We start from the raw sequence: 15,437 nt of genomic DNA, 5'->3' as shown, positions 1-15,437 counted from the left end.
GTGCGCGCTGGTGGCCCTCGCGCGCCGGGGTTCCTAGAGTGGGGGCATGTCAGACAGCACCGGCAACCCTCTCGACGACCCCGCCGCCGACCCGTTCGAGGTCGCGGCCACCGCCGCCGAGGACATCGCCCGAATCACCGGCGTCGAACGCCACGACATCGCCCTCACGCTCGGCAGCGGCTGGGGCAAGGCGGCAGAGCTCCTCGGCGAGACCACGGCCAGCTTCCCCGCCACCCAGGTCACGGGCTTCAGCGCCCCCGCTCTCACCGGGCATGTGGGAACGCTCCGCAGCGTCGTCACTCCCAAGGGGCGCCGGGTGCTGGTGATCGGCGCGCGCACCCACTTCTACGAGGGTCACGGTCCGCGCCGGGTGGTGCACAGCGTGCGCACCGCGGCGGCGACCGGCGCGCGGACGATGGTGCTCACCAACGGCGCCGGCGGCATCAAGCACACCTGGACACCGGGTACCCCCGTGCTCATCAGCGATCACATCAACCTCACCGGCGCCACGCCGCTGGAGGGCGCCACCTTCATCGACCTCACCGATCTCTACTCGCTGCGGCTGCGCGATCTCGCCCGGTCGATCGATCCGACGCTCGACGAGGGCGTGTACTGCCAGTTCCACGGGCCTCAGTACGAGACGCCCGCCGAGGTGCAGATGGCGAAGGCGATCGGCGGCCACATCGTGGGCATGTCGACGGCGCTCGAGGCGATCGCGGCGCGGCAGGCGGGCATGGAGGTGCTCGGCTTCTCGCTCATCACCAACATGGCCGCCGGCATCCAGAAGACCCCCCTCAGCCATCACGAGGTGCTCGACGCGGGCCGCGAGGCCGAGCCGGTCATCTCATCGCTGCTGGCTCGCGTGATCGGCGCGCTGTGAGCAGTGATGCCGCGCCGGATGGTGCGGCTGCGGACACCACGCCGGCGGATGCCGCGGCGGACGTCCTCGCGCGGGCCCACGCGTGGCTCGCGCAGGACCCCGACGGCGAAACCCGGGCGGAGCTGCGCACCCTGATCACCGCCGCCGAAGAAGGCGACGCGGCCGCAGCCGCTGAGCTCGCCGACCGGTTCGCGGGCCGCCTCGCATTCGGTACGGCGGGGCTTCGCGGACAGCTCAGCGCCGGGAGCAATCGCATGAACCGCGTGCTCGTCGCACAGGCTGCCGCCGGGCTCGCCGCATACGTGCGCGAAAAGGCCGGCATGCGCGACTCGGAGACGACGGACGACGTGCCGACGGCGGAGGCCGACAACGTCACCGATGCCGCCGACCACGACGAGATCGTGGATTTGGCCGATCCGGTCCTGCCTCCGATTCTCGAGCACGCCCCGATCGTGGTGATCGGGTACGACGGCCGTCGCAACTCGCACGTGTTCGCGCAGGACTCGGCCGAGATCTTCGCGGGAGCGGGTCTTCGCGCGATCCTGCTGCCGCGACTGCTGCCGACGCCGGTGCTCGCGTTCGCGGTGCGCCACCTCGGCGCGGCGGCGGGCGTGATGGTCACGGCGAGTCACAACCCTCCGAACGACAACGGCTACAAGGTCTATCTCGGCGGACCCGACGAGGGATCGCAGATCGTGTCGCCGGCCGATGCCGAGATCGCCGCGCACATCGAGCGGGTGGCCGACGCGGGCGATATCAGCTCCCTGCCCCGATCGCTCGCGTATGAGATCGCGGCCGAAGCGGTGGTCGACGACTACGTCGCCGAGACGGTCGCGGTCGCTCCCGCACCCGAGGGCGCAGCGGGACTGCGCTGGGTGTACACCGCCATGCACGGCGTGGGGTGGGAGACCCTGTCGCGGATCCTCGAGGCTGCGGGCTACCCCGCCCCCGTGCCGGTGACGGCGCAGCTCGAACCCGACGGCGGCTTCCCGACCGTCGCGTTTCCCAACCCCGAGGAGCCCGGCGCGATGGACCTCGCGTTCGAGGCCGCCCGTGAGGCGGGTGCCGAGCTGGTGATCGCGAACGATCCCGACGCCGACCGGCTCGCGGTCGCCCTCCCCGATGACTCGGCCGACGGCGGATGGCGACGCCTCACCGGCAACGAGATCGGCCTGCTCCTGGGCTGGCGCGCGGCACAGCGCGCGGCCGCCGACGGACCCGCCGAAGGCGCGTCGCTCGCGTGCTCGCTCGTGTCGTCGCCGGGGCTGCAGACCGTGGCGGAGCGCTACGGGCTGGACTTCCACGCGACGCTCACCGGCTTCAAGTGGATCTCGCGGGCACCCGGGATCGTCTTCGGATTCGAAGAGGCCCTCGGCTACCTGGTCAATCCCGGCACGGTGCGCGACAAGGACGGGATCTCCGCCGCCGTCGCCATCCTCGGGATGGTCACCGAGGCGCGCGGGCGAGGCGCAGGACTGTCAGACCTGCTCGTCGAGTTCGACGCGGCCTTCGGGTCGTTCGCGAGCGATCAGGTCTCGGTCCGCGTGGACGACGTGTCGCAGATCGCTCGCATGATGACGGCGCTGCGTGAGCGGCATCCGCAGTCCGTCGGCGAGATCCCGGTGGACCGCGTGGACGATCTGCTCGAGGCCGAGGGCGACGATCCGTACGGCGACGTGCTGCGGCTGTGGCTCACCGACGGGTCTCGCGTGATCGTGCGCCCCAGCGGCACCGAGCCGAAGCTCAAGCTGTACCTGGACGTGCGGGGCGAATCGCCACACGATGCCGCCGCGCGCATCGCCGCTCTCGCCGACGGCGCCCGCGCGCTGCTGGCCGAATACGGAGGCTGAAGTCCCCGGTCTGGACACCCTCAACGATGTCCGGGCCTCGCGCTAAGGTCTCGTCGCGACATATCGTGAATTGCCGGAGGCGTCGGTGGAGCACGTGCGTCGCGGGAATCGATATCGAGGCGAGGAGCCGATGATGGCGGGCGCGGACCACGACGACGCGGATGCCGAGGCCACGGCATCCGTTCCTCCGACGATCTTGCCGCCCGGTACGGCGGGAGTCGCCGGAGCCGTCGACGCGACGCCCGACGGGACCGACGCGAGTCTGCCCGTGGAGGGCGGTGTCCCGACGACCCCCGATCCCCCGCACTGGCTGCGCAACGTGGTGCTGTTCCTCAGTGGGCAGACGGTGAGCCTCTTCGGCTCGATGCTCGTGCAGTACGCGGTGTTCTGGTACCTGACGATCACCTACCAGTCGGGCCTCGTCATGACGCTCGCGGCGCTCTTCGGATTCCTTCCGCAGGCCGTCGTCTCGATCTTCGGCGGAGTATGGGCCGACCGCCACAACCGCAAGTACCTCATCATGGGCGCCGACGCGGCGATCGCACTGTCGACCCTCGCGCTCGCCCTCATCATGATGAGCGGCTACGACGCCGTCTGGCTCATCTTCGCCACGATGGCGATCCGCTCCGCGGGTGCGGGCATCCAGATGCCGGCCGTCGCATCGCTGTTGCCCCAGATCGTACCGACGCGAAACCTCATCCGCGTCAACGGCGTCAATGGATCGATCCAGTCCGCGATGGCGCTGCTGGCCCCCGCCCTCGCGGGAGCACTGTACGCCTGGGCCTCCGCCGCGACCGGCGGGACGGCGGCATCCCTCATTCCCATCTTCTTCATCGATGTCGTCACCGCGGTGATCGGCGTCGGGATCCTCGCCCTCATCCCGGTGTCCACGATCCGTCGCGCCGCCGATACCCAGACCGGCTACTTCGCCGACCTCGTCGACGGTGTGCGCTACATCGCGCACCACGCGTTCGTGCGCTGGCTGCTCGTGCTCTTCGCGATCATCTTCGTGCTGACGGTGGCACCGTCCAACCTCACGCCGCTCATGCTCGTGCGCTCGTTCCCCGCGGGCGAGGCGCAGAACGTCGTCAACCTCGCGGTTCTCGAGGTCGCGTTCAGCATCGGCATGATGCTCGGCGGCATCCTCGTCGCATCGTTCTTCGCAAAGCGCAGTCGCGTCGGACTCATCATCGTGGCATCCCTCGTCTTCGGGGCCCTATCGATCGCACTGGGCCTGTCGTCGAACATCTGGGTCTTCTTCGGGTTCATGTTCCTGGTCGGGCTCGCCGTGCCGTTCTTCTCGACGCCCTCGATGACGCTCCTGCAAGAGACCGTCGAGCCCGAGCGACAGGGCCGCGTGTTCGGATTCGTCGGCATCGTGATGGCCGTCGCGATGCCGATCGGCATGGTCGTGTTCGGCCCCCTCGCCGACGTCGTGCCGATCGAACTTCTCCTGGTGGCTGCGGGCATCCTGACGTTCATCGTGGTCGGGCTCGCAGTCTGGCTGCCGGCCGGGCAGCGCGCCATCGCCGCGGCGCGTCGCGCCGCCGAGGTCACCGACCACGATTCGGCCGCAGTGGCGGCCGTGGTGGAGGCCGAGATGCACGCCAAGGACGCGTAACCGGCCGAGTCGCGCGGCCGTAGGCTCGGGGAATGCTGCTCACGACCCCCGTCACCCTCGAGAACGAATTCGTCCGACTGGAGCCTCTCTCGGCCGCGCACGATTCCGACCTGGCGGCCGCAGCGGTCGGCCTCGAGCACGCGTGGTACACCTCGGTCCCGCGCGCGGATCAGGTCGCAGCCGACATCGCCCAGCGCCTGGAGTGGCGCGCTGCGGGAACGATGAACCCCTGGGCCGTGAGACGCCTCGACACCGGCGTCGTCGTCGGCACCACGACCTTCTGCAACATCGACCAGCCGAACCGCCACGTCGAGATCGGGCACACCTGGATCGGAGTCGAAGCGCAGCGCACCGCCGTCAACACCGCGTCGAAGCTGCTGCTGCTCGGGCATGCATTCGAGGAATGCGACGCCATCGCGGTCGAGTTCCGCACGCATTGGCACAACCGTCAGTCCCGCGCCGCGATCGCCCGGCTCGGCGCGCAGCAGGACGGCGTGCTGCGCAGCCACCGGCTCGGTCCGGATGGCACGCTGCGCGACACCGTGGTCTTCTCGATCCTCCCCCACGAGTGGCCCGCCGTACGGCTCGGTCTGACCGAGCGCCTCGGCCGCGGCTGAGACACCGGTCGAGGGGGTGCAGACGAGACCACCGTCCGGCCCGGCTGCGCCGTCCGTACGCCTACCCCGGGGCGCAAGAGCCACCTCGGGGCGGGATATTCCCGCCCCGAGGTGCGAGAAGCGTCCCGGGGCATCGCCGGTCCCGCTGCATCCGCCGGCCCCGCTGCATCCGCCGGGCCCGCAGCATCCGCCGGCCCCGCAGCATCCGCCGCCCCCGCAACATCCGCCACGTCTGCACCGCCCCGGGGCGGCGGAACCACCTCGGGACGGGATATTCCCGCCCCGCGGTGTCGGAGCCGCCCCGGGGGCGTTCTCGCCCGGCGGCAACCCCGTGCCGAGCGACACCGGACCGCTCCTCCCCAACTCGCGGTGGGAGCCACTAGTCGGCAGATCGAGCGCACGGGCGAAGCACAGGCGAGGGAGCGCGGGAGTCTGTGGCGATGGACATTCTCGCGCCCAGTACGCTCCTGGACCGACAGGATCTCGCCGAGCGTGGCATCGGCTGGCGGAAGGCAGCAGAGCTGCGTGAGCGGAAGGTGCTGACAATGGTGAGGCCAGGAATCTGCGTGTTCACCGACGAATGGGCGACTCTCACACCCGAGGAGCGGATGAGGTTGCGAGCACGAGCCGTCGAGCGATCATCGAGAAACGTCCACATCTTCTCGAACCTCACAGCCCTCGCCCAGCACGGTCTGCCGGTCGTCTTCGCAGACGTCAGCGGGGTGCACACAACTGCACGGCGGGAACGAGGCGGTGCGCTCGCGGGTGTCGTGCGTCATCGCGGGCCGCTTCGTGACGACGAGATCGTCGAGGTGGATGGCATGTTGTGCACCTCGATCGAGCGCACCCTCGCGGATGTCGCGCGAACGCAACGCCGCGAGACCTCCGTGTCTGCCATCGATGCGGCTCTGCGTTCCGTGTCGGTGCATGAGCGGAAATACGACGAGAACGCGGCTGGAGTTCTTCGCGACAAAGCCCTGGTGATCTCGACGCGCGCTTCGCACGGACCATCCCGCGCGCGACGAGCATTGTCATTCGGCGACGGACGTGCCGAGCTGCCCGGCGAGAGCATCAGCCGGGTCCGGCTCGTTCAACTCGGCTTCGACATCCCCCGTCTGCAGGTAGCCGTCCGCGCCCCGAACGGCGGGAACTACTACGTCGATCTGGGTCTGGACGATGTCGAATCTCTTGCGGAGTTCGATGGCAAGGGAAAGTACTCCGATCCCAAGTTCCTCGCTGGACGCACCCCGCAACAGGCACTCGACGACGAGAAGGCCCGTGAGGATTGGATCCGTGGCGTGACTGGCCTCAAGCTCGTCCGATGGCAGTGGGAGCACATCACCACCCCCGAAGAACTGGGTCGACGCCTGGCGCATTTCGGCGTGCGTCCACCCCGTCGCTGACTCCCATCCGCGGACGCGTCCACGATCGATCGCATGCGCCCCGGGGTGCATGCGGCACCGCGGGGCGGGAAAAGCCCGCCCCGCCGTGACAAACCGGCCCCGGGGCACCCGACGCTGCTCGATCACCTGGCCCAGCCGTTCGCCCGTCACCGTCACCTCAACCGCACCCGCAACCGCACCCGCAACCGCAACCGACACAGGCCGCGCATGCGCCCCGGGACGCATGCCGCACCGCGGGGCGGGAAAACCCCGGCCCGACGTGACAAACCCGCCCCGGGGTATCGTGGCGGCGGTCCCGCACCGGCCCACGCGAGTCCCCCCGAACTCAGGAGGACGCGAAATCACGCCCGAGACGACGAGCGGATGCCCGATCAGCCGTCGATGACGGCGACGAGCTCGTCGAGGAAGGCCGGGAACGACGACGCACGACGGACGATGCGCTGCACGCTGTCGCGTTCGGAGAACACCTCGACGAACTGCTCGAACACCGTCTGGAACGCCCCTCGGTCGGTCTCGGAGAACGCGACGAGCGCCACGACCTGCACCCTGCCATCACCCCACGGGATCGAGGGATCGGCGATGCCGATGGCGATCGCGGTGCGGGATGCCGTCATGCCGAGCGCGTGCGGAACGGCCAGGGCGTCGGTGAACGCCGTGGACGACAGATGCTCCCGCTGGATCGTGCGCTCGACGTACTCGGCATCGATGATGCCGCCGGCGACGAGCGGGGCGCCGAGGAGGCGGATCACGCCCTCCTCGCCCAGCGCGGGGTCGAGCCCGCGCACGAACGCGGCGGGGACGAAGTAGCCCTCGAGCTCGGCACGCAGCCGGGCGAGGCGTCGCGAACGGCGCACCCGGCCTGCTGCCGCCTGGACCCGCTCGATGTCGGCATCTGTGAGGAACGGCTGGATGCGCACGATGCGCTCCCCCGGCACGGCGGGCTCGATCGTCGTGAGGACGAGATCGGTGTCGATCGATGCCCAATCCGGATCGGCGCGGGTCTCGACACCCACGACCTCGATCGCCTGACCGAGCGAGCGATCGACCGATGAGCGCAGCAGCTCGTGGAGCTCGTAATAGCCGGGGCACACGATCGTCGCGGTCAGCAGCTGGTCGGCGCGGCGACTGCGCTCCAGCCGTCCGCCGACGTGCATCGCGATGTACGCGATCTCGTCGTCGAGCAGCGGGATGTCGAGCCGCTCGTGCAGTCCGTTGGCGATGAAGACGGCGACCTCGAAGATCATCGGATAGGTCGCCTTGAGCGATCGGGTCAGAGGGTTTCGCGACCACGCCTGCTCGCGCGCACGGAGGCGAAGGTTCTGCACGTGCAGGGCGAGGCGCAGGATGAAGTCCTCGTGGACGATGTCGACCAGGAACTCCGCCGCGGCCTGTTCGACGACCTCGCGGACGACCGTCTCGACCTCCGGCTCGAGCTGCGCGCGGGTGTGCTCATGGGCGACATCCGTCCGCTCCGCCCCCGGGGCGACGATACGCGTGAGCACGAGGGTCGACAGGTGCCGCAGATCGCCGGTGCCCAGCTGCACTCCGAGGTGTCGTTCGGCGAGCTCGGCGATGATCGCCGACACCTCGGCCTGCTCGGGCCGGGCGTCGGGCACGACGGCATCGAGCGGGCGGTCACGCGAAACGCGGTCGGCCGCGATCGCGATGTGCATCACGACGTCACCGATGCCGAATTCGTTCACGAACCAGCCGAGCGATCCGAGGCGTGCAACCAGCTCCGTCTTGAACGGACCGAACGCCTTCGCGCCGACCGACCCTTCGCCGAGCGTTCGCCGCAGGGCCGCCAGGTCGAAGGACCCGGCATCCATCTCGTCGTGGGCGAGCCTGCTCAGCAGGCGCCGCTGCGCGGCTTCGGTGCCCTGCAGCCGGGCACGCGACGCCGAGCGCTCGAGTGCGAGCTCGGTGCCTCCGAGCAGTCCCCGCACCCGCGCGAGGTCGGCGTCGAGGGTGGCGGGCGAGACGTGCAGCGCATCGGAGGTCTCGAAGACGTCGATGCCGTCGGGGTTGTCGAGCAGCGCCCGCACGAGCGTGTGGAGACGATCGCGGGGCGTTCCCGACTCACCGGCGGCGCGGAGCGCGGCCGCCGCGTCGGGTCCGGCGCGATAGCCCAGCGGGCCGGATTCGACCGCGGTCCCCGGCGAGACCCGCGCGTTGACGGCGGTCACGTACGAGCGCACGCTTCGCGGGGTCACTCCCAGCGCATCGGCGAGTGTCGCCGCCGTCGCCCACTCCCCGTCGCGCACGAGCAGTCCCAGGAGACGGTCCTGTCTCGCTCGCGTCACCGGCGTTCCCTCCGCGGCCGCACCCGGGTCTGCGTCGGCCTTGCACGCCAGTCAACCACGCTCACGACGGCGCATGCGCGTACGCTCCGACGAGTCGTCGCCGCGGCCCTGCGCCCGGGGCGACCGACCTGCTTCCGCCCCCGCGGAAGAAGGAGTGGTTGTCCGCTCCCAGCGCTTTCACAAGAATGGCTCAGAAGGAGGCGGGTCGATGAGGATCCTGGTCGTCTGCGGAGCGGGTGCGTCGAGCACCTTCGTTGCACAGCGCGTGCGCCATGCGGCACACGAGCAGGGTCTCGCCTACACCGCCTTCGCCGGCACCGAGAGGTCGCTTCCCATCGATCTCGATGCGGCGGACGTCGTCCTGGTGGGCCCGCATCTCGCTCATGCGCTGGAGCGCATCGAGCAGGACGCGGCTTCACGAGGAACGACCGTCGTGCTGCTGCCGTCAGACATCTTCACGGATCGAGACGGCACGCGCACGCTCGCATTGATCCGCGCCGCAGTCGGAGGCTCCGGGGGGCCGCCTCCGACCGCGGGCGCCGCGGCCGAGCCGCCCGACTGAGGCCCACCCCACGAACCACACGAGCAGACACCGACAGAACAGACGCACGACAGAGAGGTCAAGACATGCCCGCTATCTCCCGCACGGTCCGGATCGGATCCACCCATGGCCTGCACGCCCGACCCGCCAAGCTGTTCGCGCAGGCGGCGAAGGAGGCCGGGATTCCGATCACGGTTGCGAAGGACTCCGGGAGCCCGGTGAACGCGGCGAGCATCCTCGGCGTGATCGCGCTCGGCGTCGAATACGGCGACTACGTGACGCTCACGGCTGACGGCGACGGTGCCGAAGCGGCGCTCGACACGCTTGCCGAGCTGCTCACGACCGACCACGACGCCCAGTGAATCGACGAGCACAGTGAACGGACGAGGAAAGCGATGACGATGACCGAGTTGCGAGGAGTGGGCATCGGCCTGGGCGTGGCTCAGGGTCCGGTGGCGCGCATGGCGGAGCCCGCGCCGGCGCCGAGCGATGCGCCGAGTGCGCTGACGGCCGGCGAAGAGACCGCGCGCGTGACGGATGCCGTCACCGCCGTCGCCCGCGAGCTCGAGGAGCGCGGCGCTGCGGCCGGCGGTGCGGCACAGGAGGTGCTGGAGGCCCAGGCGATGATGGCCGAGGACCCGACGCTGGCCGACGAGGTGAACACGCGTCTCGCTCAGGGAAAGACCGGCGAATGGGCGGTGTTCGATGCGTTCGCATCGTTCCGCAACCAGCTGAGCGCGATGGGCGGCTACCTCGGCGAGCGCGCCGCCGACCTCGACGATGTCGCACAGCGCGTCATCGCGAGGCTGCGCGGGGTTGCCGCTCCCGGCGTCCCCGATCCCGGGTATCCGTTCGTGCTCGTCGCGAAGGACCTCGCACCGGCCGACACGGCACTGCTCGATCTCGACAAGGTGCTCGCGCTGATCACCACCGACGGCGGCCCCACCTCGCACACGGCGATCCTCGCCCGCGAGAAGTCGATCGTCGCGATCGTCGGGGCGACGGGGGCGACGGGTCTGCGCGAGGGCGAGATGGTGATCGTGGATGCCGCGGCGGGCGTCGTGACGACCGAACCGACGACGGAGGAACTCGATCGGGCACAGAACCGCGCCGCCGATCGTGCGGCCGCGGCCTCGGCTCCCATCACCGACGGAGCTCTCGCCGACGGCACTCCCGTGCCGCTGCTGGCGAACCTCGGCAACCCCGAGGGCGCGGCCGAAGCGGTCGCCCTCGGCGCCGAGGGCGTGGGGCTGTTCCGCACGGAGTTCCTGTTCCTGAGCTCGAGCCAGGCGCCGACGATCGAGCAGCAGCGCGAGTCGTACACGAAGCTCCTGTCTGCATTCCCCGGCAAGAAGGTCGTCGTGCGCGTCCTCGACGCGGGCGCCGACAAGCCGCTGGCGTTCCTCAACGACGCGCACGAGGAGAACCCCGCGCTGGGTCTGCGCGGCATTCGCGCACTGCGCGCGAGCGAGGACATCCTGCGCGAGCAGCTCACGGCCCTGGCCGAGGCGGATGCCGCCACCGAAGCCGATCTGTGGGTCATGGCCCCGATGGTCGCGACCGTCGAGGAGTCGAGGTACTTCGTCGACATCGCGCGGGACTACGGGATCAAGACCGCCGGAGTCATGGTCGAGGTGCCCTCGTCGGCGCTGTTGGCCGACCGCATCCTCGCGGATGCGGACTTCGCGTCGATCGGAACCAACGACCTGACGCAGTACACGCTGGCCGCCGACCGGCTGCTCGGCTCGGTCGCGACGTTCCAGGACCCGTGGCATCCGGCGGTGCTCCGTCTCATCCGAGAGGTGGGCGAGGCCGGTCGCATCAATGGCAAGCCCGTCGGCATCTGCGGCGAGGCCGCCGCCGACCCGCTGCTGGCCGTCGTGCTCGTGGGCCTCGGGGCGACGAGCCTGTCGATGGCTCCGACCGCGATCGCCGATGTGCGGGCGACCCTGCTCGAACACACGATCGATCAGGCACGAGCGATCGCCGACGCGGCCCTGGCCGCAGACGGCGCGGCATCCGCCCGGTTCGCAGCCCAGCAGGCGGCGAACCGCTGAATCGCGCGCGGGCGCACGATCACCGACCAAGAAAACCGAAGTCGAGAACAAGGGAGACACAGCAATGACAACGGCGTCAGTGCCCGCATCGGGCACCAGCAAGGCACGGATCGGAGTCCAGCGCTTCGGCACGTACCTCTCCGGCATGATCATGCCGAACATCCCCGCGCTGATCGCGTGGGGCATCTTCACCGCGTTCTTCATCGCGAAGGGATTCACACCCAACGCGGACCTGGAAACGATCGTCGGTCCGTTCATCCACTATCTGCTCCCGCTCCTGATCGCCTACACGGGCGGCAGCATCGTCTACGGCATCCGTGGCGGTGTCGTCGCGTCGATCGCGACGATGGGTGCGATCGCCGGGTCGGACCTGCTCATCGCCCAGGTCAACGCGACCCTGCCCGCCGACAACCAGCTCGGTCAGGTGCACATGTTCATCGGCGCGATGATCATGGCTCCGCTCGCGGCGTACACGATGAAGTGGCTCGACAGCCTGTGGGAGGGCAAGATCAGGGCGGGCTTCGAGATGCTCGTCAACATGTTCTCGGCGGGTATCTGGGGCTTCGTCATGGCGATCGTCGGGTTCTACCCGATCGCGTGGCTCGTCAACGGCCTCATGCAGGCGCTCAGTAACGCGGTCAACTGGCTGGTCGAGGCCAACCTGCTGCCGCTCACGAGCATCCTCATCGAGCCGGCGAAGGTGTTCTTCCTCAACAACGCCATCAACCACGGCGTGCTGACACCGCTCGGCATCCAGCAGTCGGCGGAAGAGGGTTCCTCGATTCTCTTCCTGCTCGAGGCCAACCCCGGCCCGGGTCTCGGCCTGCTGCTCGCGTTCACCTTCTTCGGTCTCGGCGCAGCGCGCGCGTCGGCGCCGGGTGCGGCGCTCATCCAGTTCGTGGGCGGCATCCACGAGGTGTACTTCCCCTATGCGCTCATGAAGCCGATCCTGATCGTCGCCCTGATCGGCGGCGGCATGACGGGTGTCACGACCAACATGCTCCTGGGCGGGGCTCTGCGAGCGCCCGCCGCCCCGGGCAGCATCATCGCTGTCCTCGCACAGACGGCGGCGGGCGCATACTTCGCCGTCATCCTGTCGGTGATCCTCTCGGCGGCCGTGACATTCCTCATCGCGGCCGTCATGCTGCGGGCGTCGCGCAAGCGCGACCTCGAGGCGATGGCGGCGACCGACGACGCGTTCGGCGCGGCCATCACCCAGACCGAGGCCGCGAAGGGCAAGTCGTCCGACGCGCTCAGCGGCCTCCGCGGCGGTGCGGCGAGCGGGGCGGACGGCGGCGTGGAGCCCGCCGTGATGACGACACGCGAGATCAAGAACATCGTGTTCGCATGCGACGCGGGCATGGGTTCGTCCGCCATGGGTGCGAGCGTGCTGCGCAACAAGATCAAGAAGGCCGGCGTCGAGGACGTCACGGTCGTCAACAAGGCGATCGCGAGCCTCGACGCCTCGGCCGACCTCGTCATCACGCAGAACCAGCTCACCGACCGCGCCCGGCAGAAGACGCCGAACGCGGTCCACATCTCGGTCGACAACTTCATGAACTCGCCGAGGTACGACGAGGTCGTGGAACTCGTCCGCGACCAGCACCAGGATGGTGCATAGCTGAGACCGCGGTGGGGTCGGGCGGCGCGAGGCCCCCGACCCCATCGCCCTCGACCAACCGGGTGCCGCGGCATCCGCCCGTTCTGAAAGGCGAAGAAATGGCACGCGACGTTCTGAGCATCGGCCAGGTACGAATCCACTCCGGCAGCGCCACACGCGAAGAGGCGATGAAAGAGGCCGCCGACATCCTCGAGGCGGTCGGCGCCGTCACCAGCGCGTACTTCGACGCGATGCAGCAGCGCGAGGAGACCGTCTCGACCTATATGGGCAACGAACTCGCCATCCCGCACGGCACCAACGAGACCAAGAGCACGATCCTGGCGTCCGGCCTGTCCGTCGTGCGCTACGACGGCGGCGTCGATTGGGGCGGCGAGCCCGTGACCTTCGTCATCGGCATCGCGGGCAAGGGCGACGAGCACCTCGAGATCCTTTCGCAGATCGCGATCCTGTTCTCGGAGGAGGACGAGGTCGCCACGCTCAAGGGCGTGCAGACGCCCGAAGAGCTGTTCGCCCTGGTGTCGGCGGCGGGCGTGTGATGAGAGCCGTCCACTTCGGGGCCGGGAACATCGGCCGCGGCTTCGTGGGGCTGCTGCTGCACGAGGGCGGCTACGAGCTGGTCTTCTCGGATGTCGCGGCCGCCCTGGTCGATGCGATCAACGCGGTCGACTCGTACACCGTGCACGAGGTGGGCGCGGGCGGACGCGACACGGTCGTCACCGGATTCCGCGCGATCAACAGCGCCGAGCACCCCGACCTCGTCGTGGACGAGGTCGCGATCGCCAACGTCGTGACCACGGCGGTCGGCCCGACGATCCTCAGATTCGTCGCCCCGCACATCCTCGCGGGCCTGGCGCTGCGCGACCCCGCCGCACCGCCGCTCCAGATCATGGCGTGCGAGAACGCGATCGGCGCGACCGGTCTGCTGCACGACGAGATCGTCGCTCTCGCGGGCGACGCGTGGGATGCGCTTGCCTCGCGCGCCGTGTTCGCCAACACCGCCGTCGACCGCATCGTGCCGGCCCAGCCCGAAGGCGCAGGCGTGGACGTCACCGTGGAGCCGTTCTTCGAGTGGGCGATCGAACGCCCGCCGTTCGGCGACGATCCGCCGAACATCCCGGGCGCCCATTTCGTGGACGACCTCGCCCCCTACATCGAGCGCAAGCTGTTCACGGTGAACACCGGTCATGCCGCGACCGCGTACCTCGGTGCCCGAGCGGGTGTCGAGACGATCTCGGAAGCCCTCGCCGACGACGACCTCGCCGCCCGTGTCACCGCGGCGCTGGAGGAGACCTCCGCGCTGCTCGAGGCCAAGCACGGTCTCGACCCGGCCGAGCTCGCGTTGTACCGGGCGACGATCCTCGGCCGGTTCCGCAACGCCGAGCTCCCCGATACCGTCTGGCGCGTGGGACGCCAGCCGCTGCGCAAGCTCTCTCGGCACGAGCGCTTCGTCGGCCCCGCCGCCGAAGCGGCCGAGCGCGGGCTCTCCGTCGACGCCCTCATCGCAGCGATGGGGGCAGCGCTCGAGTTCGACGACGCCGAAGACGCGCAGTCGGTAGACCTGCAGCGGATGCTCCACGAGCAGGATGCCGCCTCGTTCACCGCCGCCGTCACGGGTCTCGAGCCGGGGCATCCGCTCTTCGCCCGTGTCGAAGCGGTCGTCGCGGCACGACAGGCCGAGCTCGGACCAGCAGGAGAGTAGATTCCCGCCGCACGCGGCCGCGCCGCTACGCTCGCGGTGTGAGTGAAGCCGAAGCCGCCGAACCCGTGACACCGCAGCCGCGCCGGCGTGGCCGCCGCATCGTGTGGTGGATCCTCGGCTCCATCGGTGCAGTGATCGTGCTCGTGGTCGTCGGCGTCGTGATCTGGAGCCAGGTCGGGGTGTATCAGGCCGAGCCGGGGCCCCTCGCCGACGTCCGTGAGAATTCCGCGATCGCGATCACCGACACGTCGGCCGGCATCGTGCTCGAGCCCGCGAACGGCGGATCCGATATCGGCCTCGTCTACATCCCGGGGGCGAAGGTCGATCCGTGGGCCTATGCGAGCAAGCTGTCGGGCGCGGTCGAGGCCGGTGTCACGGTCGTCATCACGAAGCCGTGGCTGAACCTGGCGTTCTTCGATCTGCGACCGCTGTCGGCGTTCACCGATCTGTCGCCCGGCATCGACACCTGGATCGTCGGCGGCCATTCGCTCGGTGGCGTGCGAGCCTGTCAACTGGCGGCGGATGCCGATGCCCTCGCGCTGTTCGCCAGCTACTGCGCGAGCGACCTCTCCGAGTCCGGCCTGCCCGTGATCAGCATCGCCGGCACCGAGGACGGGCTGTCGACAGCCGAGAAGATCGCCGACGCGCGGCCGATGCTGCCCGAGGACGCCGAGATGGACGTCATCGACGGTGCGGCCCACTCGTCGTTCGGGGACTACGGAGCGCAGGACGGCGACGGCATCCCGACGATCTCCGACGAGCAGATGGGTGAGACGCTGACGGAACTGATCGGTGCCTTCGCGGCTCGGATCGGCTGAGACCGAGCTCCGCCTGATCGCCACGCT

At 69.7% G+C, this 15,437-nt stretch carries 13 protein-coding genes; 12 read left to right on the top strand and 1 reads right to left on the bottom strand.

The genetic code is table 11. From position 1 onward, the window contains the following. Nucleotides 1-46: 46 nt before the first annotated feature. The 5 genes from KEC57_RS14430 (at nucleotide 47) to KEC57_RS14410 (ending at nucleotide 6,371) form a co-directional block, all read left to right on the top strand. Nucleotides 47-880: a purine-nucleoside phosphorylase gene (locus tag KEC57_RS14430; RefSeq protein WP_229385364.1), complete on the top strand. Its 834-nt coding sequence runs from the start codon at nucleotides 47-49 to the stop codon at nucleotides 878-880. Next, complete coding sequence (locus tag KEC57_RS14425; RefSeq protein WP_229385362.1) at nucleotides 877-2,730, top strand: phospho-sugar mutase; 1,854 nt, start codon at nucleotides 877-879, stop codon at nucleotides 2,728-2,730. Before KEC57_RS14430 ends, KEC57_RS14425 begins: the two co-directional genes overlap by 4 nt. Before the next feature lie 133 nt (nucleotides 2,731-2,863). Beyond that, complete coding sequence (locus KEC57_RS14420) at nucleotides 2,864-4,351, top strand: MFS transporter (RefSeq protein ID WP_229385360.1); 1,488 nt, start codon at nucleotides 2,864-2,866, stop codon at nucleotides 4,349-4,351. Between the two features lie 32 nt (nucleotides 4,352-4,383). Next, a complete protein-coding gene (locus KEC57_RS14415; RefSeq protein ID WP_229385358.1) occupies nucleotides 4,384-4,968 on the top strand; it encodes a GNAT family N-acetyltransferase in 585 nt (194 codons plus the stop codon). A gap of 440 nt (nucleotides 4,969-5,408) precedes the next feature. Next, nucleotides 5,409-6,371 (top strand): hypothetical protein, encoded by a 963-nt coding sequence (locus KEC57_RS14410; RefSeq protein ID WP_229385356.1) that lies wholly within the window; start codon nucleotides 5,409-5,411, stop codon nucleotides 6,369-6,371. Nucleotides 6,372-6,742: 371 nt separating this feature from the next. Here KEC57_RS14410 and KEC57_RS14405 read toward each other — a convergent pair whose 3' ends face one another. Continuing rightward, nucleotides 6,743-8,674: a BglG family transcription antiterminator gene (locus KEC57_RS14405; protein WP_229385354.1), complete on the bottom strand. Its 1,932-nt coding sequence runs from the start codon at nucleotides 8,672-8,674 to the stop codon at nucleotides 6,743-6,745. A 208-nt stretch (nucleotides 8,675-8,882) separates the two neighbouring features. On the opposite strand from KEC57_RS14405, the gene KEC57_RS14400 reads away from it, so the two are divergent. The 7 genes from KEC57_RS14400 to KEC57_RS14370 all read left to right on the top strand — a co-directional run bounded on the left by KEC57_RS14400 (nucleotide 8,883) and on the right by KEC57_RS14370 (nucleotide 15,410). Then, entirely contained in the window at nucleotides 8,883-9,236 is a 354-nt protein-coding gene (locus tag KEC57_RS14400) for a PTS sugar transporter subunit IIB (protein WP_229385352.1), read from the top strand. A 65-nt stretch (nucleotides 9,237-9,301) separates the two neighbouring features. Continuing rightward, nucleotides 9,302-9,577, top strand: a complete 276-nt coding sequence (locus KEC57_RS14395; protein WP_229385350.1) for an HPr family phosphocarrier protein — start codon at nucleotides 9,302-9,304, stop codon at nucleotides 9,575-9,577. 39 nt (nucleotides 9,578-9,616) lie between these two features. Further along, nucleotides 9,617-11,272 (top strand): phosphoenolpyruvate--protein phosphotransferase, encoded by a 1,656-nt coding sequence (gene ptsP, locus KEC57_RS14390; protein WP_229385348.1) that lies wholly within the window; start codon nucleotides 9,617-9,619, stop codon nucleotides 11,270-11,272. Between the two features lie 64 nt (nucleotides 11,273-11,336). Beyond that, entirely contained in the window at nucleotides 11,337-12,893 is a 1,557-nt protein-coding gene (locus tag KEC57_RS14385; RefSeq protein WP_229385346.1) for a PTS mannitol transporter subunit IIBC, read from the top strand. 98 nt (nucleotides 12,894-12,991) lie between these two features. Next, the gene (locus KEC57_RS14380; RefSeq protein WP_229385345.1) at nucleotides 12,992-13,429 is read left to right on the top strand and encodes a PTS mannitol transporter subunit IIA; all 438 of its coding nucleotides are present in this window, start codon (nucleotides 12,992-12,994) and stop codon (nucleotides 13,427-13,429) included. Then, the gene (locus tag KEC57_RS14375; protein WP_229385344.1) at nucleotides 13,429-14,592 is read left to right on the top strand and encodes a mannitol-1-phosphate 5-dehydrogenase; all 1,164 of its coding nucleotides are present in this window, start codon (nucleotides 13,429-13,431) and stop codon (nucleotides 14,590-14,592) included. Before KEC57_RS14380 ends, KEC57_RS14375 begins: the two co-directional genes overlap by 1 nt. Before the next feature lie 38 nt (nucleotides 14,593-14,630). After that, nucleotides 14,631-15,410 (top strand): alpha/beta hydrolase, encoded by a 780-nt coding sequence (locus KEC57_RS14370; protein WP_229385343.1) that lies wholly within the window; start codon nucleotides 14,631-14,633, stop codon nucleotides 15,408-15,410. Nucleotides 15,411-15,437: the final 27 nt, after the last annotated feature.

It is taken from the genome of Microbacterium allomyrinae, assembly GCF_020682705.1.
Lineage (GTDB): Bacteria > Actinomycetota > Actinomycetes > Actinomycetales > Microbacteriaceae > Microbacterium > Microbacterium allomyrinae.
This window is presented reverse-complemented; position numbering and strand designations above follow the sequence as displayed.

Coding starts and splice junctions, on each gene's coding strand:
- KEC57_RS14375 (WP_229385344.1), top strand. CDS start 13,429: ATGAGAGCCGTCCACTTCGGGGCCGGGAACATCGGCCGCGGCTTCGTG.
- ptsP (WP_229385348.1), top strand. CDS start 9,617: ATGACCGAGTTGCGAGGAGTGGGCATCGGCCTGGGCGTGGCTCAGGGT.
- KEC57_RS14395 (WP_229385350.1), top strand. CDS start 9,302: ATGCCCGCTATCTCCCGCACGGTCCGGATCGGATCCACCCATGGCCTG.
- KEC57_RS14420 (WP_229385360.1), top strand. CDS start 2,864: ATGGCGGGCGCGGACCACGACGACGCGGATGCCGAGGCCACGGCATCC.
- KEC57_RS14430 (WP_229385364.1), top strand. CDS start 47: ATGTCAGACAGCACCGGCAACCCTCTCGACGACCCCGCCGCCGACCCG.
- KEC57_RS14400 (WP_229385352.1), top strand. CDS start 8,883: ATGAGGATCCTGGTCGTCTGCGGAGCGGGTGCGTCGAGCACCTTCGTT.
- KEC57_RS14380 (WP_229385345.1), top strand. CDS start 12,992: ATGGCACGCGACGTTCTGAGCATCGGCCAGGTACGAATCCACTCCGGC.
- KEC57_RS14410 (WP_229385356.1), top strand. CDS start 5,409: ATGGACATTCTCGCGCCCAGTACGCTCCTGGACCGACAGGATCTCGCC.
- KEC57_RS14415 (WP_229385358.1), top strand. CDS start 4,384: ATGCTGCTCACGACCCCCGTCACCCTCGAGAACGAATTCGTCCGACTG.
- KEC57_RS14385 (WP_229385346.1), top strand. CDS start 11,337: ATGACAACGGCGTCAGTGCCCGCATCGGGCACCAGCAAGGCACGGATC.